Origin of the sequence: Streptomyces smaragdinus (assembly GCF_009604385.1) — a bacterium.
GTDB lineage: Bacteria > Actinomycetota > Actinomycetes > Streptomycetales > Streptomycetaceae > Streptomyces > Streptomyces smaragdinus.
This window is the reverse complement of record NZ_WEGJ01000005.1, coordinates 74,465-97,335: the sequence shown is the minus strand read 5'-3', so window position 1 is coordinate 97,335 and position 22,871 is coordinate 74,465. Positions and strand designations below refer to the sequence as shown.

At 71.9% G+C, this 22,871-nt stretch carries 21 protein-coding genes; 10 read left to right on the top strand and 11 right to left on the bottom strand.

Annotated elements, in window-relative coordinates:
- Nucleotides 1–3: 3 nt before the first annotated feature.
- The gene (locus SRB5_RS10860) at nucleotides 4–882 is read left to right on the top strand and encodes an ABC transporter permease (RefSeq protein WP_194292894.1); all 879 of its coding nucleotides are present in this window, start codon (nucleotides 4–6) and stop codon (nucleotides 880–882) included.
- A gap of 153 nt (nucleotides 883–1,035) precedes the next feature.
- Here the strand turns inward: SRB5_RS10860 and SRB5_RS10855 are convergent, their stop codons facing one another.
- A complete protein-coding gene (locus SRB5_RS10855; protein ID WP_153451380.1) occupies nucleotides 1,036–1,362 on the bottom strand; it encodes an ATP/GTP-binding protein in 327 nt (108 codons plus the stop codon).
- A gap of 214 nt (nucleotides 1,363–1,576) precedes the next feature.
- Here SRB5_RS10855 and SRB5_RS10850 point away from each other — a divergent pair, with 214 nt between their 5' ends.
- A complete protein-coding gene (locus SRB5_RS10850; RefSeq protein ID WP_153451379.1) occupies nucleotides 1,577–2,614 on the top strand; it encodes an LLM class flavin-dependent oxidoreductase in 1,038 nt (345 codons plus the stop codon).
- A 117-nt stretch (nucleotides 2,615–2,731) separates the two neighbouring features.
- On the opposite strand, the gene SRB5_RS10845 is transcribed toward SRB5_RS10850, so the two are convergent.
- Complete coding sequence (locus SRB5_RS10845) at nucleotides 2,732–3,124, bottom strand: SCO5389 family protein (RefSeq protein ID WP_153451378.1); 393 nt, start codon at nucleotides 3,122–3,124, stop codon at nucleotides 2,732–2,734.
- 168 nt (nucleotides 3,125–3,292) lie between these two features.
- Between SRB5_RS10845 and nucS the strand changes: the two genes are divergently transcribed.
- Nucleotides 3,293–3,970 carry an endonuclease NucS gene (gene nucS, locus SRB5_RS10840; protein WP_153451376.1) on the top strand — a complete coding sequence of 226 codons (678 nt, stop codon included), beginning with the start codon at nucleotides 3,293–3,295 and terminating at the stop codon, nucleotides 3,968–3,970.
- A gap of 65 nt (nucleotides 3,971–4,035) precedes the next feature.
- Here the strand turns inward: nucS and SRB5_RS10835 are convergent, their stop codons facing one another.
- The 3 genes from SRB5_RS10835 to SRB5_RS10825 form a co-directional block, all read right to left on the bottom strand.
- Nucleotides 4,036–6,432: an ATP-binding protein gene (locus SRB5_RS10835; protein WP_153451375.1), complete on the bottom strand. Its 2,397-nt coding sequence runs from the start codon at nucleotides 6,430–6,432 to the stop codon at nucleotides 4,036–4,038.
- A gap of 150 nt (nucleotides 6,433–6,582) precedes the next feature.
- Complete coding sequence (locus tag SRB5_RS10830) at nucleotides 6,583–6,912, bottom strand: STAS domain-containing protein (RefSeq protein WP_153451373.1); 330 nt, start codon at nucleotides 6,910–6,912, stop codon at nucleotides 6,583–6,585.
- 191 nt (nucleotides 6,913–7,103) lie between these two features.
- Complete coding sequence (locus tag SRB5_RS10825; protein WP_323377691.1) at nucleotides 7,104–7,952, bottom strand: 3-hydroxyacyl-CoA dehydrogenase family protein; 849 nt, start codon at nucleotides 7,950–7,952, stop codon at nucleotides 7,104–7,106.
- A gap of 323 nt (nucleotides 7,953–8,275) precedes the next feature.
- On the opposite strand from SRB5_RS10825, the gene SRB5_RS10820 reads away from it, so the two are divergent.
- The 4 genes from SRB5_RS10820 (at nucleotide 8,276) to SRB5_RS10805 (ending at nucleotide 12,735) form a co-directional block, all read left to right on the top strand.
- Nucleotides 8,276–9,259 (top strand): acetylxylan esterase, encoded by a 984-nt coding sequence (locus tag SRB5_RS10820; RefSeq protein ID WP_323377690.1) that lies wholly within the window; start codon nucleotides 8,276–8,278, stop codon nucleotides 9,257–9,259.
- A 102-nt stretch (nucleotides 9,260–9,361) separates the two neighbouring features.
- A complete protein-coding gene (locus SRB5_RS10815) occupies nucleotides 9,362–9,934 on the top strand; it encodes a cob(I)yrinic acid a,c-diamide adenosyltransferase (RefSeq protein WP_153451369.1) in 573 nt (190 codons plus the stop codon).
- Complete coding sequence (locus SRB5_RS10810; protein WP_153451368.1) at nucleotides 9,934–10,242, top strand: DUF6204 family protein; 309 nt, start codon at nucleotides 9,934–9,936, stop codon at nucleotides 10,240–10,242. The genes SRB5_RS10815 and SRB5_RS10810 overlap by 1 nt, the downstream gene beginning before the upstream one ends.
- A 75-nt stretch (nucleotides 10,243–10,317) precedes the next feature.
- Nucleotides 10,318–12,735 carry a tetratricopeptide repeat protein gene (locus SRB5_RS10805; RefSeq protein ID WP_153451366.1) on the top strand — a complete coding sequence of 806 codons (2,418 nt, stop codon included), beginning with the start codon at nucleotides 10,318–10,320 and terminating at the stop codon, nucleotides 12,733–12,735.
- Here SRB5_RS10805 and SRB5_RS10800 read toward each other — a convergent pair.
- Nucleotides 12,709–13,272 (bottom strand): hypothetical protein, encoded by a 564-nt coding sequence (locus SRB5_RS10800; RefSeq protein ID WP_323377689.1) that lies wholly within the window; start codon nucleotides 13,270–13,272, stop codon nucleotides 12,709–12,711. The two genes, SRB5_RS10805 and SRB5_RS10800, sit on opposite strands and share 27 nt — an antisense overlap.
- 157 nt (nucleotides 13,273–13,429) lie before the next feature.
- On the opposite strand from SRB5_RS10800, the gene SRB5_RS10795 reads away from it, so the two are divergent.
- Together SRB5_RS10795 and SRB5_RS10790 are read left to right on the top strand one after the other, a co-directional pair.
- On the top strand, nucleotides 13,430–14,620 hold the full coding sequence (locus SRB5_RS10795; protein ID WP_323377688.1) for a sensor histidine kinase: 1,191 nt from the start codon (nucleotides 13,430–13,432) through the stop codon (nucleotides 14,618–14,620).
- A complete protein-coding gene (locus tag SRB5_RS10790; protein WP_153451365.1) occupies nucleotides 14,617–15,267 on the top strand; it encodes a response regulator in 651 nt (216 codons plus the stop codon). The genes SRB5_RS10795 and SRB5_RS10790 overlap by 4 nt, the downstream gene beginning before the upstream one ends.
- Before the next feature lie 37 nt (nucleotides 15,268–15,304).
- Here SRB5_RS10790 and SRB5_RS10785 read toward each other — a convergent pair whose 3' ends face one another.
- Entirely contained in the window at nucleotides 15,305–17,101 is a 1,797-nt protein-coding gene (locus SRB5_RS10785) for a bifunctional metallophosphatase/5'-nucleotidase (RefSeq protein ID WP_153451363.1), read from the bottom strand.
- 374 nt (nucleotides 17,102–17,475) lie between these two features.
- On the opposite strand from SRB5_RS10785, the gene SRB5_RS10780 reads away from it, so the two are divergent.
- Nucleotides 17,476–19,227 carry a glycosyl hydrolase family 18 protein gene (locus SRB5_RS10780; RefSeq protein WP_153451644.1) on the top strand — a complete coding sequence of 584 codons (1,752 nt, stop codon included), beginning with the start codon at nucleotides 17,476–17,478 and terminating at the stop codon, nucleotides 19,225–19,227.
- A 156-nt stretch (nucleotides 19,228–19,383) separates the two neighbouring features.
- Here SRB5_RS10780 and SRB5_RS10775 read toward each other — a convergent pair whose 3' ends face one another.
- The 4 genes from SRB5_RS10775 to SRB5_RS10760 all read right to left on the bottom strand — a co-directional run bounded on the left by SRB5_RS10775 (nucleotide 19,384) and on the right by SRB5_RS10760 (nucleotide 22,869).
- Nucleotides 19,384–19,842, bottom strand: coding sequence for a DUF2550 domain-containing protein (locus SRB5_RS10775; protein ID WP_153451361.1), 459 nt, complete (start codon nucleotides 19,840–19,842; stop codon nucleotides 19,384–19,386).
- 166 nt (nucleotides 19,843–20,008) lie between these two features.
- A complete protein-coding gene (locus tag SRB5_RS10770; protein WP_323377687.1) occupies nucleotides 20,009–20,392 on the bottom strand; it encodes a F0F1 ATP synthase subunit epsilon in 384 nt (127 codons plus the stop codon).
- Nucleotides 20,393–20,494: 102 nt separating this feature from the next.
- On the bottom strand, nucleotides 20,495–21,931 hold the full coding sequence (gene atpD, locus SRB5_RS10765; protein WP_153451360.1) for a F0F1 ATP synthase subunit beta: 1,437 nt from the start codon (nucleotides 21,929–21,931) through the stop codon (nucleotides 20,495–20,497).
- Between the two features lie 2 nt (nucleotides 21,932–21,933).
- Nucleotides 21,934–22,869: a F0F1 ATP synthase subunit gamma gene (locus SRB5_RS10760; protein ID WP_153451358.1), complete on the bottom strand. Its 936-nt coding sequence runs from the start codon at nucleotides 22,867–22,869 to the stop codon at nucleotides 21,934–21,936.
- Between the last annotated feature and the right edge of the window lie 2 nt (nucleotides 22,870–22,871).

Genomic DNA, 22,871 nt, shown 5'->3' with positions numbered 1-22,871 from the left:
CCGATGATCGTCGAGGACGCCGTCTCCCCCAAGGCCGGGTACGCCTCCCCCATCCCCGTCCGCCGGACGCATCTGGGCGACGCGCTCGCCTCGGAGTGGACGAAGATCCGCTCGGTGCGCTCCACGATGTGGACGCTGGGCGTGATGCTGGTGCTGGTCATCGGCGTCGGCGCGCTGACCGCCGCGAGCCGGACCGACAGCATCTACGTCGACGACCCGCTGTCGGGCGCCTTCGCCGGGCTGGTACTGGGCCAGGTCTGCATCGTGACGCTCGGGGTGCTGGTCGTCACGTCGGAGTACAGCACCGGGATGGTCCGTACGACCTTCACGGCCTGCCCGCAGCGGGTACGGGTGCTGGCCGCGAAGGGCATCGTCTTCTTCGGCCTCGCGTTCGGGCTCACGGCGGTCGCGGCGACGCTCGCGGCGCTGATCAACTACGCGGCGGTATCCACCGAGGAGCCGCCGATCGTGTACGACGGCGACCCCGTGGACATGCCCCATTACCACGAGTACGGATCCGAATCGGTCACCACTGGGGACTGGCTCGGCGCGACCGTCGGCGCGTCGCTGTACGTGGCGCTGCTGGGCCTGCTGGCGGTGGGCGTCGGAGCGCTGCTGCGGCACACGGCCGGGGCGATCACGACGATGCTGGGCTTCCTGCTGCTGCCGCTGGTGATCGGCGTGTTCGTCCAGGCGAGCGGGTCGCAGGACCTGGCGGAGAACCTGATCGAGTACTCCCCGCTGAACGGCCTCGCGTCCCTGTACGGCATCCCGATGGAGGGCTCGGCGGACAACGGCTGGACGCTGCTGATCCTGCTGGCGGCGGTCACGGCGGCGGTCCTGGGGTTCGCGGCGTCGGTGATGTCGAAACGCGACGTCTGACGCATCCGTTCACCTCCGGCGGCGGAGGGCGCCGAGGAGCTGCCCCAGCACCTTCGCGGCGTCCCGCCGCCGGGCGGGGCCGGGACGACTGGCTCGCCGACCACGCCGAAGAGATCCTGACCGCGCTCCGCCGCCCGCCGGAGAACCCCCCGCTCAATAGCGAGGCGCCCCCCGCCCCCGCTGCTCCTTGGCCCCCCGCCGGTCCCGCGCGTTCCAGCACGCCGTGTGCCAGTGCCGCCGGTCATCGGCACCGTTGTGTTCCGGCCACACCACCACGTGCGGCACCCCCGGCGGAATCTCCTGGTCGCACCCGGGGCACCGGTAGTGCTTCGCCGCCGCCGCGCCCCCGATCCGGCGCACCAGCCAGTCCTCGCCGCGCCAGCTCTCGCGCTGGCCGAAGACGCTCGTGACGTCGCGTTCCTCGCCGGACGGGCGGCTGCCTCGGTCGCCGCCGCGGGGGCGGTTTCTGCGCGGGGACATCGCGGTACTCGGTCCTCTCGGGCGTCGGTGGGGCCCCGGTGGCCCCTTACCAGCCTAAGGGTCCGCTGTCATAGTCTCCGGGCAAGTCGGGACCGCGTCACTCAACTTCAAGACAATCATGAGTACTTGGCAGCCCGGTCCCGTGCCTTTGGCACGTGTCCGGAGTTAATGCCTTTCGGGGGGACGTACCGCACACCACGATCAAGGGGCCGCTATGCATATCGGGGCTTTCGTGCTCGGGGCACAGTTTCCGGGTCAGGGTCACGGCGAGGCACTCCACCGCGCCGTGCGCAGCGCCGAGGTCGCGGAGGCCGCCGGCCTGAGCGACGTCTGGCTGGCCGAGCACCACTTCATCCGCTACGGCGTCTGCCCGAACGCCGCCACCCTCGCCGCCCTGCTGCTGGGCCGCACCCGCCGGATCGGCGTCGGTACGGCGGTGAGCGTGCTGTCCTCCCAGCATCCCGTGGCCCTGGGCGAGCAGGCGGCGATGCTCCATCTCGCCTCCGAGGGCCGCTTCACGCTCGGCGTGGGCCGCGGCGGGCCGTGGGTGGACCTGGAGGTCTTCGGGACGGGGCTGGAGGCGTACGAGGAGGGGTTCGCGGACTCGCTGGACCTGGTCCTGCGGTGGCTGCGTGAGCCCCGGGTGGGCGCGGACGGGCCGATGTACCGCTTCCGGGAGGTGCAGGTGGTCCCCCGGGCCGGGGACGCGCTGGACGGGCGGCCCGGGCCGCCGGTGATGCTGGCGTGCACCTCGCCGCGCAGTGTGCGGCTGGCGGCGGCGCGGCTGCTGCCGATGCTGCTCGGGATGCACTGCGGGGACGAGGAGAAGGCGGCGATGACGGCCCTGTGGCGGCGCGAGGCGCGCGCGGCGGGGCACAGCGCGGAGCTGATCGCGGCGACGGCCGCGCTGCACGTCTCGGCCGGGGTGGCGCAGATCGAGGACGACCGGCGCACGGCGGTGGAGGTGCTGACGAAGGCCCTGCCGGACATGCTGCGGGCGTCCTTCGAGTCGTACGTCACGGTGGACGGCCGGCCGGGACCGGGGCGGGACCCCCACGCGTACACGGAGTTCCTGTGCGACCTGCACCCCGTGGGACCGGCGCGGCTGGCCGCGGACCGGCTGGCGGCGACCGCCGAGCGTACGGGCATCACGCGGTTCGCCCTGCTGGTCGAGGGCTCGGGCGAGCTGGCGGCCACCGAGCAGAACGTGCTCCGGCTCGGGGCCGAGGTGCTGCCGCTCCTCGAAAGCTGAGGGGGCCCTGTCCGTGGACACACATCGGGTGTCCGGGCGTAGCCGTCTCGTGCTGTCGGGCGGCGAGGGGAGCGGCAGCGGCGCTTCTTCCGGCGTAATCGATCAGCGGTCAGTGCGTCAGCAGTCGCGTAGCTCCGGCGACTGGTTCAGCAGCTGATTGCGGATCGAGGTGAACCGCGCCAGGGTGCCGTCCACCGCCGGGTCGAGCGGGAAGACCGCCACCCGGTGGCAGTTCTGGAACGCGAGACGGACACCGAAGTGGCGCTCGAGCGCCCCCCGTATGGCATCGCTCGCCAGTACCCGGAGCAGCTGGCCCCGCGCGTACTCGTCCGGCGGCGGGGTCTGATTGTCGGCGAAGTCTCCACCGTCGACTTTCAGTTGGGCCACCAACGAGCTGATCATCTCCCACGCGAAGGGCAGGGAGGTCCGGACGCAGTCGACGAAGGCTGCCTCGTCGACATCGCCTCGCTCCGCCTGTGCCAGCAGAGCTGGTGAGACGTCCAGCGACATGTTTTCTCCTCTCATGACCGCCCCTCCTGTCAAAGGCGGTCATACGGACAGGGAAAGCGATCGCCACCGTGCGTGCATGAGCAACAACCGCCTGCATCCACGGTAGGTCGGACGACTGGGGCGCACCACAAGAATGGGAACAATCGGCCGCTGGTAGCGTTCTCCGTCATGCGCCTTGTGATCGCCCGTTGCTCCGTCGACTACGCCGGACGCCTCACCGCCCATCTCGCCCCCGCCCTGCGGCTGATCCTGGTCAAGGCGGACGGCAGCGTGTCCATCCACGCCGACGACCGGGCCTACAAACCCCTCAACTGGATGTCTCCGCCCTGCGCGTTGAAGGAGGCGCCCGCCGACGAGGACGGCACGATCGTGTGGACGGTGGAGAACAAGGGCGGGGAGAAGCTGATCATCTCCATGACGGAGGTGATGCACGACACATCGCACGAACTCGGGATCGATCCGGGTCTGGTGAAGGACGGCGTCGAGGCGCATCTGCAGGAGCTGCTCGCGGACCGGATGGAGACGCTGGGGACGGGCTGGACGCTCATCCGGCGGGAGTACATGACCGCCATCGGCCCCGTGGACATACTGGGCCGGGACGCGGACGGGGCGACGGTCGCGGTGGAGATCAAGCGGCGCGGGGAGATCGACGGGGTCGAGCAGCTGACGCGGTATCTGGAGCTGCTGAACCGGGATCCGCTGCTGGCGCCGGTGCAGGGCGTGTTCGCGGCGCAGGAGATCAAGCCGCAGGCGCGGGTGCTCGCGGAGGACCGGGGGATCCGGTGCGCGGTGCTGGACTACGACGCGCTGCGGGGGATCGAGGACGACAAGCTGCGGCTGTTCTAGCCGGATCCGGCTGTATGACGCGACCCCGCACCGGTGTTCTGGTGCGGGGTCGTTCGCGTGACGGGTCAGCTGATGCCGTCGGCCGCGGTGCCGGCCATGGTGCTTCCCTCGGTGCCCTGGCTGGCCAGGCCGGTGGTTTCGGTGCCGCTGGTGGTGGGATCCTCCGTCGGCGGGGTGGGGTTCTCGGTGGGCGTGGTCTCCGTGGGTGTCGGGTCGGTCGGTTCGTCGGTGGGTTTGGTGGTCGGCTTGCTTGTCGGCTTGGGCGAACTCGACGTCCCGCCCGGGCCACCGCTGGTGCTCCCGCCGTCCGTGCCGGACCCGCCGGTCGTCGTTGTACCTCCGCCGGTCGTCGAGGAGCCGTCCCCGGTCGTCCCCCCGTCCGCCGGCGTCGTGCCGTCCGTCGCGGAGCCGCCCGGTGTCGTCGCCGGGGCCGACGGGGTGCCGGACTCCGAGGGCTTCGTCGACGGGTCCCCCGTCGTCGCGTCGTCCGTCGGGATCCCGTCCGTGCCGTCCGCCTCGTCCGCCGAGGGGTCCACCTCGACCGCGTCCGGGCGCTTGGTGCCCCCATCGCTCTCGTCGCCCATCGCCCCCAGCGTCAGCACGACGCCCAGCACCGCGACGACCGCGGCCCCGGCCCCGGCGGCGATCAGGTTGCGCCGGCCGCCGCGCCGGGCGGACGGGCCGTCGTCGTCGCCGGGGACACCGGTGGCCGTGACCGTACGGGAGGACGAGGCCGTCGCCGGCGCCTCCCCGATCAGCACCGTCGGGTCCTCCGACGACCGCGTCCCGCCGTCCGCGTCCGGACCCGGGACCGCGAAGCCGCCGATGTCCGCGACGAGCGCCAGCGCGCGGCGCCCGGCGATCTCCCCGCCGCGGTCGGCGATCGCCGCGCGCAGCGCGATGGACGCCTCCAGCTCGGTGCGGGCCCGGTCCACCGCGCCGCCGCACAGCGCGAGGACGCCGAGCTCGTGGTGGAAGTACGCCTCCTGCGCCACCTCGCCGGAGACCCGCGCGGCCTCCTGCCCGTAGCGCAGGGCACGCTCCCAGGCGCCCCACTCCAGGGCCACCGCGAAGGCGGGGGCGGCGGTACGGGCCAGCAGGACGGCCGCGTCGGCGTACCCGGCGTCGCGGTGGGCGAGCAGGGCGCCGAGCGTCGCCAGCACCACGCCGGACTCGGCGGCGACCCGCTCGGCGGGGACGGAGGTGTGCCCGGCCCACCAGGCGTAGTGCTGGGCGAGGGTGAGGACGGGGTCCGTCTCGCCCTCGGCGGCCTCGAGCAGTCCGGCGGTGCGCAGCTGCGCGGCGACGCCGGAGGCCAGCCGGTAGACACCGCCGGAGGCGGTGACCAGCCCGCAGACCAGGAGGTCGGCGACGGCGGCGTCCGCGTGCGTGTCCTCGGTGAGCGCCGGGAGCTGGGCGTGGTGCGGGACCTCGCCGTCCAGCGTCGCGGCGAAGATCAGGGCGCGCCGGGCGGCGTCGGTGCCCGAGGCGGCGAGCAGCGGTGCGGCGGCGGCGCTCTGGGCGAGCGTCGGCAGCGGCACGTCCGTCTCGAAGGGGTCGGCGCCGGGCTCCGCGTTCTCCAGCAGCTCCGCGCGGGCGGCGTCCCGGCGGCGGAGCAGCCCGCCGGCCTGGACGAACCGCAGCGGCAGCCCCTCGGACTCGAACCACAGATCGCCGGCCCAGCCGCGCTCGTCCTCCTCCAGCGGGCGCTCGACGACGAGTTCGAGCAGCTGGAGACAGCTGCGCCGGCCCAGGCCGGTGAGGAAGACCTCCTCGATCTGCGCCTCCGGCGACGGCGCGGGCACGTCGGGGCCGGCGGAGACGAGGAAGGCGCACTCGGGGGTGGCGACGAGCAGTTCGTCCAGCGCGGCGCCGCCGACCTCGAGGTCGTCGAGCACGACGACCGCGCCGACCTCGGCCAGCGCCGCGAGGAGTTCGGGGCGGTCGGGCCGGTGCCGCTCGGCGTCGAAGACCAGCCCGTACAGCTGGTACAGCAGGTCGCCGACCGTGCGGTGGCGGCCGGAGAGCCGGATCACGCCGTCGGGGGCCAGGTCGGCGCAGTCCGCGGCGACGGCGTTCAGCAGGGTGGTCCGGCCGGCGCCGGAGACGCCGGTGACGCGGACGGAACGGCCGCGGGAGAGCAGGCGTACGAGCCGCTCACGCGTCTCCTCGCGCTCCAGGAGCGGCAGGGCGGGGGTCATCACGCCGGGCGGGACGGGCGGGGACTGCTCGGCGCGGCGGGCGATGGTCACGCCCGGGGTGAGCCGGCTCGGCGTGCCGGCGCGCTCGCCGGGGCGGACCGGTTCGACCTGGCTGCCGTCCACCGGGTTCACCGTGAGCCGGAGGTCGCCCGCGACGATCTTCGCGGTGCGGGCGCCGCTCACCGGGCTGCCGAACGCCGGTGTGAATCCGCTGTGGCCGCCTATGTGGTCGGGCCGCTGCCGCTTGTTCTTCGGGTCCATGGAGACAATCCCCCTGATGTGCCGCCCGCCCCCCGGTCGTCGTTTTGGTGCGGCGGTATCACGGGAAGCCTAGACCTTTCGGGGGATTGAGCGAACAGCTGAGCGTTTGTGCAGCTCAGCTGTCACTCAATCGTTTTGAAGCCGTCCGCCTCAGGAGTCGGCGCACGCCCCGAACGACGCGTCGCCCTCGATCGCGAGGATGCGGTGCAGCCGGGTCGCGATCAGCAGCCGCTGCATCTGCGGCGGGACGCCCCGCAGGACCAGCCGGCGGTCGGCGCGGCCTGCCCGGCGGTGCGTGCCCATGATCACGCCGAGGCCCGTGGCGTCCCAGGAGTCCAGTCCGGTGAGGTCGAGGATCAGGTCGGAGCCGGCCTCCCCCGAGTCGACCGCGTCGTGCAGGACCGTACGGGCGTCCGCGGCGCTGCGGACGTCGAGGCGGCCCCCGACGGCCAGCTCGACGTGGTCGCCCCTGATATACATCTGCGCTCCCCGTGTCCTGTGCGGTGCGATGTGCCCGTGTGTCTGGTGGTGCCTCGTGCCTCTACTGATCTGACGGTGTGCGACTACGGCAGGTTGTCGTCTTCGCGTATATCGAGACGGAATTCACTCCTGCGGGTGAGCTGCGTCGCATTCGGCGCGGGGGCGCCCCCGCGCCGTACCGCCGTACCGTCTCAGTGCTCGTAGAACCCCTTGCCGCTCTTGCGCCCCAGGTCGCCCGCGTCGACCATCCGGCGCATCAGCTCCGGGGCGGCGAACTTCTCGTCGCGGGACTCGGTGTAGATGTTCTCGGCGGCGTGCAGCAGGATGTCGACGCCCGTGAGGTCCGCGGTGGCCAGCGGGCCCATCGCGTGGCCGAAGCCCAGCTTGCAGGCGACGTCGATGTCTTCGGCGGTGGCGACGCCCGACTCGTAGAGCTTGGCGGCCTCGACGACCAGCGCGGTGATCAGGCGGGTGGTGACGAAGCCGGCCACGTCGCGGTTGACGACGACGCACGTCTTGCCGACGCTCTCCGCGAACTCCCGGGTGCGGGCGAGGGTTTCGTCGCTGGTCTTCAGCCCGCGCACCAGCTCGCACAGCTTCATCATCGGCACCGGCGAGAAGAAGTGCGCGCCCACGACGCGCTCGGGCCGCGAGGTCACCGCCGCGATCTTCGTGATCGGGATGGCGGAGGTGTTGGACGCCAGTACGGTGTCGTCCTTCACCAGGGAGTCGAGCGTACGGAAGATGTCCTGCTTGACCTCGAGCTTCTCGAACACGGCCTCCACCACGACGTCCGCGTCGGCGGCGGCGTCCAGATCGGTGGTGGTGGTGATCCGGCCCAGCGCGGCCCCGGCGTCCTCCGCCGCGAGCTTGCCCTTGGCGACGAACTTGTCGTAGCTGGCCTTGATGCCGTCCGTGCCGCGGGTCAGGGCGGCGTCCGTGACGTCGCGCAGGACGACGTCCCAGCCTGCCTGGGCGGACACCTGAGCGATACCGGATCCCATCAGACCGGCCCCGATGACGGCGAGCTTGCGAGCCACGATGTGTGTTCCCCTTGGCGTCGGTGGTGCGTGTGCGGTGGTGCGTACGTGGTGCGGGGTGCTGATCGCGCTGTGTGCGGGCGGCACTTCGCGCCCGCGTCCCGTACGGGCGGGACCGGCCGGACGGTGGACGCTCCGGCGACGGCCTCTTAGGCCGGGAGATTATCGGTGCGGGGGGTCTCTCGGTGGGCTAAGAGATGCGCATCACGTCTCAGATGACGGACATCACACTATTGGCGGGGTACGGGTCCACCCGCCCGGGCCGTCCGGGCGGGGGGCCGCGCACGTATAGTCGATCTCCCCGGGAATCCGAGGAGGGCCTCGTGCAGCCGTCAGACCCTGCGGGTGAACTCGCGCCGCCGGCCCACGAGTTCCCCTTTGATCCGACCTACGGCTACGGCCTCCCGGAGCTCCTCGCCGTCGGCGCGCCGCCCGAGCCCCCCGGGTTCGAGGACTTCTGGCGCGGGCTGTACGACACCGCCCGCCGCGTCGACCCGCTGCCGGAGCTCGGCCCGCCCGAGGCCGAGGTGGACGGCGTGCTCGTCTCCCCCGTCAGCTTCCGCTCCGCCGGCGGGCGGCGCATCGGGGGCTGGCTGACCGCGCCGGCGGACGGCCGGATCACCCGGGGGTGCGTGGCCACGCACGGGTACGGCGGGCGCCGGGCCCCCGAGCCGGGGCTCCCGCCGGTGGGGGCGGCGACCATCTGGCCGTGTCTGCGGGGGCTGGGCGCGCGCAGCCTGTTCCCCGACATCCCGCCGGACGCCGGGTCGCACGTGCTCACCGGGATCGAGGACCGCGGCACGTATGTGCTGGGCGGCTGCGCGGCGGACGTCTGGGCGGCGGCGTCCGCGCTGCTGTACCTGCTCCCCGCGGCCTCCGGGCACCTGTCGTACCTCGGGGGGAGCTTCGGCGGCGGCATCGGCGCGCTGGCGCTGCCGTGGGACGACCGCTTCGACGCGGCGGCGCTGTGGGTGCCGACGTTCGGCAACCACCCGCTGCGGCTGACGATGCCGTGCGTGGGCAGCGGCGAGGCGGTGCGCGAACGGGCGACCGGGGATCCGGCGGTCCTGGACGTCCTCCCGTACTTCGACGCGGCGACGGCCGCCGCCCGCCTGACGATCCCGGTCCACGTGGGCGCGGCGCTCTTCGACCCGGCGGTGCCACCACCGGGCCAGTTCGCGGTGTACAACGCCCTCCCGGCGAAGCGCGGCCTGACGGTGCTGCGGGCGGGCCACTTCGACCACGAGGGAACGGCCCGCGAGGACGCGGCGCTGGAGGAGGCGCAACGGGAGTTCCTCACGGCGTAACAAAGCAGGCATCGGCCGGGGTGCAGGCGGCTGCGGGTGGGAACCTCCCCGCGCCGAAGGCGCGGGCGGCCGACGCAAACCGCACCCGGCTACCCTCACCGTATGGTGAACCTGACCCGCATCTACACCCGCACAGGCGACAAAGGCACGACAGCCCTCGGCGACATGAGCCGCGTCCCGAAAACCGACCTCCGCATCGCGGCCTACGCGGACACCAACGAGGCCAACGCGGTGATCGGCACCGCCCTGGCCCTCGGCGACCTCGCGGACGACGTCAAGACCGTCCTCACCCGGGTCCAGAACGACCTCTTCGACGTCGGCGCCGACCTGGCCACCCCCGTGACGGAGAACCCGGAGTTCCCCCCGCTGCGGGTGGAGCAGTTCTACGTCGACAAGCTCGAGGCGGACTGCGACACCTTCCTGGCCGAACTGGAGAAGCTCCGCAGCTTCATCCTCCCCGGCGGCACCCCCGGCGCCGCCCTCCTCCACCAGGCGTGCACGGTCGTCCGCCGGGCGGAACGCTCCACCTGGGCGGCGCTGGAGGAGCACGGCGACGTCATGAACCCCCTCACGGCGACGTACCTCAACCGTCTCTCGGACCTCCTGTTCATCCTCGCCCGCACGGCGAACAAGGCGGTCGGCGACGTCCTGTGGGTCCCGGGCGGGGAGCGCTGATGTTCCGCGTATCCGTACGTGGCAAGTTCAGGGACCTCACCGACGACCAGCGGACGGCCCTGCGCTCGGGCCTGGAGGCGGCGCGGACGGCGTTCACCCCGGAGGGCAGCTTCTCGTCCGACGCGGGTCTGGCGGTCTTCACGTTCCGCATCCAGCTGACGCCGGAGTCGGACGACGAGGACGAGGACGACGCGGGCCTGCGGGCGCTGGCGGCGCTGGACGCGACGGGGTATCCGTACGAGGTGATCAAGATCGCGGCGACCGATATGCGGACGATCAAGATCCCGTCCAAGCGCCGCCGGGCGTGAGCCCCGGGCCCGTACCGAAAACCGGCGGCCGTCCCCGCGCCGAATCGGGATACTGACCGCACAGGGGGTGGGGTCATGTCCGATACGGGGCGTCGGGTCGCGGGCCGGGAGCCGGACTCCGAGCGCGATGCGGAGGCCGGCCCGGCAAAGCGGCGTACGACGGACGAGCGCCGGGGGTTCGACGCGACGTACGACGATCTCTGCGCCGACCCGGCCGCGCATCTGCCGCACGCCCTGGAGCTGGCGGCGCACGCCGCAGGTCACAGCGACGAGGCGATGCTGCGGCGGTGGACGGACATGTTCGCCCAGGCGGCCGAGGCCACCGGGGACGAGGCCCTGCGCACCTGGTCGGACCGCCTGAGGCCGGCCGGCGGCGACCCGGCGCTCCACACCCTGACGGCCCTGATCACGCACGACGCCCTGGACGCGACGGTACGGGCCTGGGCGTACGTCCACCGCGGCAAGGCGCTCTACTTCGCCGACCGCGACGACGAGGCCCTCACCGACCTGGACCGGGCGATCGGGCTGGACCCGCGCAACGCGATGGCGTGGACGACCCGCGGCGAGATCCACCGCTGGGGCGACCGCCTCGACGAGGCGCTGCGCGACCTGAGCACCGCACTGGACCTGGAACCGGCCCTGCCCCTCGCCCTGACCCGGCGCGGCGAGACCCACCGCCTGGCGGGCCGCCACGCCGAGGCGATCGCCGACTTCACCGCCGCCCTCGCCCTCGACCCCGACGACACCTGGGCCCTGGGCTCCCGCGGCCAGGCCCACCAGGCCGCCGGACACGACGCCGAGGCCGTCGCCGACCTCACGGCAGCCCTCGACCGCGACCCCACCCTCGTCTGGGTGCAGGGCTCGCGGGGCCGGGCCCATCTGGACGCGGACCGGTACGACGAGGCCCTGGCCGACTTCACCGCCGTCCTGGACCGCGACCCCACCGACGTCTGGGCCCGCTGCGCCCGCGCCGAGGTCCACATCCGGGCCGAGCGGCCCGACGAGGCATCCGCGGACGTGGCCGCCGTCCTCGCGGTAGCCCCCCGCCACCAGTGGGCCCTCGCCGTACGGGGCGAGGCCCACCGCCAGGCGGACCGCCACGCCGAGGCGATCACCGACCTCACGGCCGCCCTGGACCTCGACCCCGACGACGCCTGGACCCGCGGCCAGCGCGGCCAGGCCCACCGCCAGGCAGGCCACCACGACGAGGCGATCGCCGACCTCACCGCGGTGCTCGCCGCCGAGCCCGGCTGGTCCTGGGCGCTGGCCCAGCGCGCCGAGACCCACCACGAGGCCGGCCACCACGCCGAGGCCGTCGCCGACTTCACGGCCGCCCTCGCCCTCGACCCCGACGACGCCTTCTGGATGCGCGCGCACCGCGGCGAGACCCACCGCCTGGCGGGCCGCCACGCCGAGGCGATCGCCGACTTCACCGCCGCCCTCGCCGCCGACCCCGCCTACGCCTGGGCCCTGGGCAAACGCGGCCGCACCCACTTCCAGGCCGGCCGCCACGACCAGGCGATCGCCGACTACACCGCGGCCCTGGCCGTCGCCCCCGAGGACGCCTGGACCCTCGCGATGCGCGGCGAGGCCCACCACGAGGCGGGCCGCTACAACAAGGCGGTCACCGACTACACGGCCGCCCTCGCCCTCGACCCCGAGTACACCTGGGCCCTCTCCAGGCGCGGCGAGGCCCACCGCGAGGCCGGCCGCCACGCCGAGGCGATCACGGACTACACCGCGGCCCTCACCCTCGAACCCGGCGACGCCTGGACCCTGGGCTCCCGCGGCCAGGCGCACCGCGAGGCCGGCCGCCCGGAGCAGGCCCTCGCCGACTTCACCGCCGCCCTGGCCGTCGACCCCGAGTGGGCCTGGCTCCACGCCGGCCGGGGCGAGGCCCGGGCGGACACGGGCCGTTACGCGGAGGCCGTCGCCGACTTCACCGCCGCCCTCGCCCTCGAGCCCGACTACACCCTGGCCCTGGAGCGGCGCGGCGAGGCCCACCGCCAGGCAGGCCGGCACAGCGAGGCGATCGCCGACTTCACGGCCCTCCTCGAGCTCGACCCCGACGACACCTGGACCCGCGTCCAGCGGGGCGTCACCCACCGCCAGGCGGGCGCGTACCGGCAGGCACGGGAGGACTTCGCGGCCGCCGGGTCCGGCGACCCCGGCCGGCGGTTCGAGGCGGTGCTGCTCGACAGCCTCGAATCAGGTCTCGACCCCTGCCGGGACCGCTGGAGGGACCTCCTCGGCACACCCCCGGACGAGCCGGACGGCGACGCGACCCGCTTCTTCGGCCTGCTGCGTACGATCCTGGTCGACGCCGACGACACCTCGGCGCGGGCCACCCGCGACTTCCTCGACGGACACCCGGACCACGACGCGAGGGCGGACGTACTCCGCTACCTCGAGGAGCTGACCGCCCTCGGCGGGGAGCCCGCGGACCGGGCCCGCCGCAGCCACGGGCTAATCGCCGCCCACGTCCCGGGGTGAGACCTTCGGCGCCTTCTTCGGCCACAGCACGTACGTCAGCGCGATCACCCCGTGGATGCCCGCCGCCCGCAGCGCCGTGAACTGCCAGCCCCGCAGCGTCTCGCTCTGCGCCGCGTCGCCCACGTACCAGACGGCCAGCTGCAGCAGCCCCACGGCGACCGCCGCGGCGAGCAGCGTACGCAGCCACAGCTTCGCCTCGTGCCGCGCCCGCGCCGCCCCGTACCGCGGCGGCTTCACCGGCGGCGGGCCGCCCGCGAAGCGGTGGGCGAAGTGGCCGTCGATCCAGTGGACGGTGTAGCGCCCGTACGCCACGGTGTAGCCGATGTACAGCGCCGCGAGGCCGTGCGACCAGCCGGGGGTGGCCCCGTTACGGAGATCGATCGCCGTGACGATCAGCAGCACGACCTCCAGCAGCGGCTCGCACAAGAGCACCGCCGCGCCCAGCCTCGGCTTACGTGCCAGATAGCGCAGCGAGAGACCTCCGGCGAGCAGCACCCAGAAGGCGATCTCACAGACGACGATCAGGGTGACGATCACGGGCGCGCTCCTTTGCGAACAGGTCCCCTCCAGGGTCCCCCGCACCCCGCCCGCCGGGCGTCGTCGCCGCCGACGATCTCCGGCTGCATCCTTCGATGTACCGCGATCCGCCGGGAAGGCGGAGGCCGGCGGCGTCGGGCCACGGTTTGATGGTGGGGTGAGCACACTCTCGGCCCCGGCCGTGCGCCGGCCGCACCGCGACGACTGGCTGATCGCCGTCTTCGGGCTGGCCGCGGGCTGTCTGTCGATCGCCCTCGGGCTCTACAACGACACGACGACGGGGCGGGAGAGCGGCGCCCTGCTGCTGCTCCCGCTCGCCGTGATGGCGGTCGCCGAGGTACTGCGCCGCTGCGGGCAGCCGTGGGCGCTGGTGCTCGGCGCGGCGGCGCTGGCCGCGGACATCGCGCTGGGGTCGCTGCTCGCCACGGTGATCATGTTCAGCGATCTGGTGTACGCGGCCGTGCTGTACGGCAGCCGCCGGCTGCGGCGTGTGGTGTGGGTGGGCAGCTGGCTGTTCACCCTGGGCGTCGCCGTCGGCACCATGGCGTACTTCCGCGACTCCCAGGCGCTGCTGTTCGGGGTGTTCGCCGCCGCGGTGACCTTCACGCCCGCCTGGACGGGCCTGATGATGCGCACCCACCGCGAGCGCGCGGAGGCGGAGCGGCTGCGGGCGGAGCAGACGGCGCTGCTGGCCGAGATGGACCGGCGCGAGGCGGTCACCGCGGAGCGCGCACGGATGGCCCGCGAGCTGCACGACATGGTCGCCAACAACCTCTCCGCGATCGCCATCCACTCCACGGCCGCCCTGTCCCTGGACGACCCGGTGACGTCCCGCGAGGCGCTGGGCGTGATCCGGGAGAACAGCGTGCAGGGGCTGGCGGAGATGCGGCATCTGATCGGCCTGCTCCGGGACACCGGCGGCGACGCCGAACCGGCCGCGGCGCCGACGCTGGAGGGGGTGGAGGCGCTGGTGGGCCAGGCCCGTACGAACGGGCTGACGGCGACGCTGGCCGACGAGCGTCCGGCGGGGCTGCGGCTGCCGCCGCCGGTGGAGCTGGCCGCGTACCGGATCGTGCAGGAGTCGCTGACCAACGCCCTCAAGCACGCCGGGCCCGGCACCGTCGCGGTGTGGCTGGGCCGGGAGGCGGGGGCGCTGGCGGTGCGGGTGACGAGCCCGCTGGAGCGGCCGGAGTCCGGCGGGCCCCGGGCGCCGGGGTCGGGCGCGGGGCTGGTGGGGATGCGGGAACGGGTGGCGCTGCTCGGCGGGGAGTTCGCCGCCGGGCCGGACGGGGATCGGCGGTGGCGGGTCGCGGCGACCCTGCCCGTGGACGAAGGGACGCAGCCATGAGTGGGACGGTCAGGGTGCTGATCGCGGAGGACCAGTCGGCGGTACGGGCGGGGCTGGTGCTGATCCTGCGCTCGGCGCCGGGCGTGGAGGTGGTCGGCGAGGCCGCGGACGGCGAACAGGCCGTGGCGCTGGCGCGTGAACTGCGGCCGGACGTGGTGCTGATGGACGTGCAGATGCCGAAGCTGGACGGGATCGCGGCCACCCGGGTGATCACCGGCGAGAAGCTGGCGGACGTGCTGGTGCTGACGACGTTCGATCTGGACGAGTACGTCTTCGGCGCGCTGCGCGAGGGGGCGGCGGGATTTCTGCTGAAGAACACCGAGGCGCGGGCGCTGATCGACGCGGTGCGTACGGTGGCGCGCGGCGAGGGGACGATCGCGCCGGCGGTGACGCGCCGGCTGATCACGGAGTTCGCCCGCCGGGCCCCGGCCCCCGCGCCCGCCCCGGCAGCGCTCGGGACGCTCACGCGGCGGGAGCGGGAGGTGCTGGGGTGTCTGGGCGAGGGGCTGTCGAACGCGGACATCGCCGGACGGCTGGACATGGCGGAGGGGACGGTGAAGACGCACGTCAGCCGGCTGCTGGGGAAGCTGGAGCTGCGCAGCAGGGTGCAGGCGGCGGTGCTGGCCCAGGAGCTGGGGGTGCGGTGAACGGCGGCCGGTGCGGACACCGGCCGCCGCGCGGGGGTCAGACGATCGGGGTGCCGTCCCGGGTGACGCGCCACTCGGTGGCCGCGAACTCCGACTGGACGATGGCGCCCTTGGCCTTCACCCAGCCGATCATCGTGTTGCGGATCTCGTCCGAGTTCGCCCACACCTGCTGCGCCCCCGCGACGTGCGGGAAGTTCCCGCCGCCGGCGGCGCGGTAGTTGTTGACGGCGAAGACGAACCGGGCGGTGTCGTCCAGCGGGGCGCCCTGGAACGTCAGGTTCTTGATCCGGGAGCCGGCCGGCTGCGCGATGTCGACGTCGTACGAGACGCCGCTGACCACGTCGTAGTTGTAGTCCGGGGTCCCGTCCGCGTTCGTGATCTTCGTCAGGTCGAGCGGGGCGCCGGCGGCGGTGGTGACGAAGTAGCGGGCGGAGAACTCGATGAAGTCCCGGATCTGCGCGCCGGTCAGGATCCGCGCCTCGAGGGTGTTCTCGAAGACGTACAGCCCGGCGACGTCCCGGATGGTGACCTCGCCGGCCGGGATCAGGGCGGTCCGGGAGAAGCAGGCGGCCTGCGACAGCACCGGCAGCGACGCGTACTCGGTGCCGGCCAGCGCCTCGCGGACGGTCTCGGCCTGGATGTGGTTGATCAGGTCGATGATCGGCACGTCCCGCCAGGGCGCCTCGACGGACCGCATCTCGGTGTCGTTGGTGCCGATGACCTGGTTGACGTACGCGACCGTCTTGGCGTGCTCCTCGGCGAGCAGCGAGGTGATCGCCGGGTCCTCGGCCACGGTGTTGGAGTTGAGGACGGACGACCCCACGTGCGCCACGGTCCAGCGGCCGCCCTCCCACTCCAGCTCGATGTCGAAGACGGTGAGGCGCTGGCCCCACTTCAGCGGCTCGGAGAGGACGACCTCGCGGCCGGTCTCCTTGTTGACCACCCGGCGCTCCGGGATCTCCTGGTGCGCGTGCCCGACGAGGATCGCGTCGATCCCGGGCACCTGCTCGGCCACCAGCGCCGCCGCGTTCTCGGTGTACGGGACCTGGTCGCCGTACGACGACTTGCCGTCGGTGCCGGAGTGCGCGGAGACGATGACGACGTCGGCGCCCATGGTCCGCAGCCGCGGCACCCAGTACGCGGCCTGCTCCTGAAGCCCGGGGAAGACCATCTTGCCCTGCACGTTGGCCTTGTCCCAGATCGCGATGCCCGGGTTGGTGAGCCCCAGCACGGCGACCTTGACGTCCTTGCCGCGCGGCGTGCGCAGCACGTGCATCGAGTACGGGGCGAACGCGGGCTTCAGCGTCTTCGCGTCCAGCGCATTGGCGCCGAGCAGCGGGAACTCGCACTGCTCCTCGAACTTGCGCAGCAGCGGGATGCCGTAGTTGAACTCGTGGTTGCCGAGCGCCGCGGCGTCGTAGCCGATGGCGTTCATGGCCTGGGCCATCGGGTGGACGGGGCCGGATTCGGCGGTGATGGGGTCGATCTTGGCGTAGTAGTACGACAGCTGGGTGCCCTGGATGGTGTCACCGGCGTCGATGAGCAGGGTGTTGCCGGGGCCCTTCGCCTCGCGGATCCGGTTGACGAGGGTGGAGATCTTCGCCAGGCCGACGTCGTTGTTCGCGCTGTCGGTGTATTCGGCGTCGGTGAAGTAGTCCCAGTTGACGGCGTTGCCGTGGAGGTCCGTGGTGCCCATCACGGTGAAGGAGTAGCGCTTGGCGGCACTCGCGGCGGCCGGCGCGGCCTGGGCGGCGCTCACCCCGCCGAGGGCGAGGCCCACTCCGGCCGAGCCGGCGGCGGACCTGGCCAGAAAGGTACGGCGATCGAACGTCATGCGGATTCACTCCTCGGCGCGACCCAACATCATTACGCGCGTAGATTCTGCCTACCCGGCAGGTTTGATTCCAGGTACACGAGGTTTCGATCCGGTGAAGTCGGCCGATTTTGATCGCTCTTGGTTCAACCACCCCAGTGCAGTCAAATGGTCCAGACCTATTGACGATTGGTCCAGACCTTCTTTACCCTCCCATTAACTGCGGTGAGCATGCCAAGTAGTATCCGGTTTGCCCGCCGGGCGACGCAGGTCCCACCCACCCCTATTCACTCGGACCTAGCTCGAGGAGCGCACCCTTGAGATCCCCACGCGTCACACGACTCACCAGACGAATCAGCGCGATAGTCGCGGCACTGGCACTCCCCCTGGCCGCGATGGTCGGTCTGGCCCCGGAAGCACACGCCGCCGGAGCCACCGCGACCTACACCAAGGTCTCGGACTGGGGCACCGGTTTCGAAGGCAAGTGGACGATCAAGAACACGGGCACCACCGCCATCAGCAGCTGGACGGTGTCCTGGACATACCCGTCCGACACCCGGGTCACCTCCGCCTGGGACGCGATCGTCACCAGCTCCGGCACCACCTGGACCGCGAAGAACGCCGGCTGGAACGGCACCCTCGCCCCCGGCGCCTCGATCAGCTTCGGCTTCAACGGCTCCGGCCCGGGCGCCCCGTCCGGCTGTACGGTCAACGGCGGCGGCTGTGACGGCGGCGACGGCGGACAGCCCGGCGACGCCAAGCCGTCCGCGCCCGGCACCCCCACCGCGAGCAACATCACCAACACCTCGGTGACGCTCTCGTGGGCCGCGGCGACGGACGACAAGGGCATCAAGAACTACGACGTGATCCGCAACGGCAGCACCGTCGCCACGGTCACCGGCACCTCGTACACCAACACCGGCCTGACCGCCGGCTCCACGTACACGTACGAGATCAGGGCCCGCGACACGGCCGACCAGACGGGCCCGCTCAGCGGCCCGCGCACCGTCACCACCACCGGCGGCAACCAGGGCGGCGGCGGAAAGGTCAAGCTCGGGTACTTCGCGGAATGGGGCGTCTACGCCCGCAACTACCACGTGAAGAACCTGGTCAGCTCGGGCTCCGCCGGCAAGATCACGCACATCAACTACGCCTTCGGCAACGTCACCGGCGGCCGCTGCGCCATGGGTGACTCGTACGCCGCGATCGACAAGGCGTACACCGCCGACCAGAGCGTAGACGGCGTGGCGGACACCTGGGACCAGCCGCTGCGGGGCAACTTCAACCAGCTGAAGAAGCTCAAGGCGCAGTACCCGAACATCAAGATCCTGTGGTCGTTCGGCGGCTGGACCTGGTCCGGCGGCTTCGGCCAGGCCATGCAGAACCCGGCGGCGTTCGCCCAGTCCTGCTACGACCTGGTCAACGACTCCCGCTGGGCCGGCCTCTTCGACGGCATCGACCTGGACTGGGAGTACCCCAACGCGTGCGGGCTGAGCTGTGACACCAGCGGCTCCGCCGTGATGCGCACCATGATGCAGGCGTTCCGCGCCAAGTTCGGCAGCCAGCTGGTCACCGCCGCGATCACGGCCGACGCCTCCTCGGGCGGCAAGCTGGACCTGGCGGACTACGGCGGCGCGGCGCAGTACGTCGACTTCTACAACGTCATGACGTACGACTTCTTCGGCGCCTGGGACGCCCAGGGCCCGACGGCCGTCCACTCCCCGCTCACGGGCTACACGGGCATCCCGATCGAGAGCTTCAACTCCGACTCGGCGATCCAGAAGCTCCGCGCGAAGGGCGTCCCGGCGGCCAAACTGAACCTGGGCATCCCGTTCTACGGCCGCGGCTGGACGGGTGTCACCCAGGACGCCCCCGGCGGCTCGGCCACGGGCCCGGCGACGGGCATCGAACCGGGCAACCAGGACTACAAGGTCCTGAAGACCCAGTGCCCGGTGACGGGAACGGTGGCGGGCACGGCGTACGCCCACTGCGGCACGAACTGGTGGAGCTACGACACGCCGTCCACCATCGCCGGCAAGATGAATTACGTGAAGAACCAGGGCCTGGGTGGCGCGTTCTTCTGGGAATTCAGCGGCGACACGACAAACGGCGAACTGGTCTCGGCCATCAACACGGGCCTGAACTAACCGCCGACGCTCCCGGGCGGACGGCGTCGCCCCCGCTCGCCCGGGAGTCCCGGACTGACGTAGCCCGACTGACAGCCGAACACGCGAAGTGACCACATTCCAGCCCGGCCGGCGCTTGAGGCCGAGGGGCGCAGCCCCGACAAGGGGGCCCACGGACTACGCGACGTTCACCCGCTGCCCCGGAGGCGCCGCCTCGAGCCACGCCAGGAACCCCGTGAGCGCGTCGTCGGACATCGCGAGCTCGAGCCGGACCCCCCGATGCCGGCAGGCAAGGACCACGGCGTCGGAGAGAAGCGCCAGCTCCTCCTCCCCCTCCGGGGCCCGACGCTGCAGAACCTCGATCCCGTCCCGCGACAGCACCCGCTTCGGCCGCATCGCGTACGAGAAGACCCGGAACCACTCGATGGAGTCCCCGGAATACCGGGCGACCCCGTAGGCCCACCCCTTCCCGTCCTCCTCCCCGGGAGGAGCCGCGGGTTCGGGAGCCGGCATACGAAGCGAACAGTCGAACGTCCCCCCCGCCCGCTGGATGAGCCGCCGCCGCAGCCCGAAGGCGAACAGCCCCACGGCGAGCAGCACCACAAGACACCCGAGCAGCACCAGAGCGAGGACCATGTCCATCGACCTCCTCGCCTTCCGCGCCACGGACAACGGGACCGCTGTCCGAACCTGCCCAACCATCGCCTCAGCCGCGGACCGCTCCGGCACACTCCCGGAACGGCCCGCGGCTGAGGGCCACGCTTATTCTGCCGCCGTACGCGAAGAAGATCGCGGACAACGACTACCGAGCATGCGACGCAGCGGCAAGCCGGACCTCGGCGCGCCGCTCCGCGTGCGCGTCGTCGTCCGACTTCGCCCGCTCGAGCGCCCGCTCGGCACGGTCGACGTCGACCTCGTCGGAGAGCTCGGCGATCTCCGCCAGCAGCGAGAGCTTGTTCTCGGCGAAGGAGATGAAGCCGCCGTGCACCGCCGCGACGACCGTCCCCTCCCCGCTCTCGCCCGTCGTACGGATGGTCACCGGGCCGGACTCCAGCACACCGAGCAGCGGCTGGTGACCAGCCATGATGCCGATGTCGCCGGACGAGGTGCGCGCCACGACCCGGGTGGCCTCGCCCGACCAGACCTTGCGGTCGGCGGCGACCAACTCGACGTGCAGCTCAGCCACGATGGCTCCTCAACTGGGATTTCACAGAGAATATCTGGTTTGCGTGCCCGGGGGCGCAAGACTGATGTCTTTCGTCCCACACCCCCGGCCACCAGCAGGGCGTCAGCTGACGCCGAGCTCCTTCGCCTTCTTCTTCAGGTCGTCCAGACCACCGCACATGAAGAACGCCTGCTCGGGGAAGTGGTCGTAGTCGCCGTCGGCGATCGCGTTGAACGCGGCGATCGACTCGTCCAGCGGCACGTCCGATCCGTCGAGACCGGTGAACTGCTTCGCCGCGTGGGTGTTCTGCGACAGGAAGCGCTCGATGCGGCGGGCCCGGGACACGGTGAGCTTGTCCTCCTCGGACAGCTCGTCGATGCCCAGGATCGCGATGATGTCCTGGAGGTCCTTGTACTTCTGCAGGATCCCCTTGACGCGCGTGGCGGTGTTGTAGTGGTCCTCCGCGATGTAGCGGGGGTCCAGCACACGCGAGGTGGAGTCCAGCGGGTCCACCGCCGGGTAGATGCCCTTCTCGGAGATCGGACGGGAGAGCACCGTCGTCGCGTCGAGGTGGGCGAAGGTGGTGGCCGGCGCCGGGTCGGTCAGGTCGTCCGCGGGGACGTAGATCGCCTGCATCGAGGTGATCGAGTGACCACGGGTCGAGGTGATGCGCTCCTGGAGGAGACCCATCTCGTCCGCCAGGTTCGGCTGGTAACCCACCGCGGAGGGCATGCGGCCGAGCAGCGTGGAGACCTCGGAGCCGGCCTGGGTGAAGCGGAAGATGTTGTCGATGAAGAACAGCACGTCCTGCTTCTGGACGTCACGGAAGTACTCCGCCATCGTCAGACCCGCCAGGGCGACACGCAGACGCGTGCCCGGCGGCTCGTCCATCTGGCCGAAGACGAGCGCCGTCTGCGGGAGCACGCCCGAGTCGGTCATCTCCTCGATGAGGTCGTTGCCCTCACGGGTACGCTCACCGACACCGGCGAAGACGGAAACACCCTCGTGCAGCTTCGCCACACGCATGATCATTTCCTGGATCAGCACGGTCTTGCCGACACCGGCGCCACCGAACAGACCGATCTTGCCGCCCTTGACGTACGGGGTCAGCAGGTCGACGACCTTCAGACCGGTCTCGAACATCTCGGTCCGGGGCTCGAGGTCCGCGAACTTCGGCGCCGTCCGGTGGATCGGCCAGCGCTCGGTGATCTCCGAGTCCGCGACGTCGTCGTTGAGGATCTCGCCGAGGGTGTTGAACACGCGGCCCTTGGTGACGTCGCCGACGGGCACAGTGATGCCCTCGCCGGTGTCGGTCACCGGGGCCTGGCGGACCAGACCGTCGGTGGGCTGCATCGAGATGGCACGGACCAGACCCTCACCGAGGTGCTGGGCGACCTCGAGGGTCAGGGTCTTCTTCTCGCCGGCGTTGGCCGGGTCGGCGACCTCGACCTTCAGGGCGTTGTAGATCTCCGGCATCGCGTCGACGGGGAATTCCACGTCGACGACCGGGCCGATGACCCGCGCGACGCGGCCGGTCGCGGTAGTCGTAGCAGTGGTCATAATTATCGGTCACTCCCCGCGGTTGCGTCGGCCAGAGCGTTCGCGCCACCGACGATCTCGCTGATTTCCTGGGTGATTTCGGCCTGGCGGGCCGCGTTGGCAAGCCGCGTGAGCGACTTGATGAGGTCCTCGGCGTTGTCGGTCGCCGACTTCATCGCCCGGCGGCGGGCCGCGTGCTCGGAGGCGGCGGCCTGCAGCAGGGCGTTGTAGATCCGGCTCTCGACGTACCGCGGCAGCAGTGCGTCCAGTACGCCCTCGGTGGACGGCTCGAAGTCGTACAGCGCGTGGATCTCGTCGCCGACGGCCTTCTCGAAGACGTCCGCGCTGTCCTCTGCGGGCTTCTCCAGCGACAGCGGCAGCAGCCGCTTGTCCACCGCGGTCTGGGTCATCATCGAGTGGAACTCGGTGAAGACGATGTGGATCTCGTCCACGCCGCCCTCCGAGGTCTCCTTCGACAGTGCCTCGATCAGCGGCGCGGCCACCTTCTTGGCGTCCGCGTAGGTCGGGCTGTCCGAGAAGCCGGTCCAGGACTCGGTGACCGGGCGCTCGCGGAACGCGTAGTACGACACACCCTTGCGGCCGACGATGTAGTTGTCGACGACGCGGCCCGTGCCGGTCAGCGCGGCGGACAGCTGCTCCGCCTGCTTGATGGCGTTGGCGGAGTAGCCGCCGGCCAGACCGCGGTCGCTGGTGATCAGCAGGACCGCGGCGCGGACGGGGTTGTCCACCTCGGTGGTCAGCGGGTGCTTGATGTCAGAGCCCGAGGCCACCGCGGTCACCGCGTGGGTGAGCTCGGTCGCGTACGGCGAGGAGGCCGCCACCTGACGCTGCGCCTTGACGACGCGCGAGGCGGCGATCATCTCCATCGCCTTGGTGATCTTCTTGGTCGCAGTGACGGAACGGATCCGCCGCTTGTAGACCCGAAGCTGGGCTCCCATGC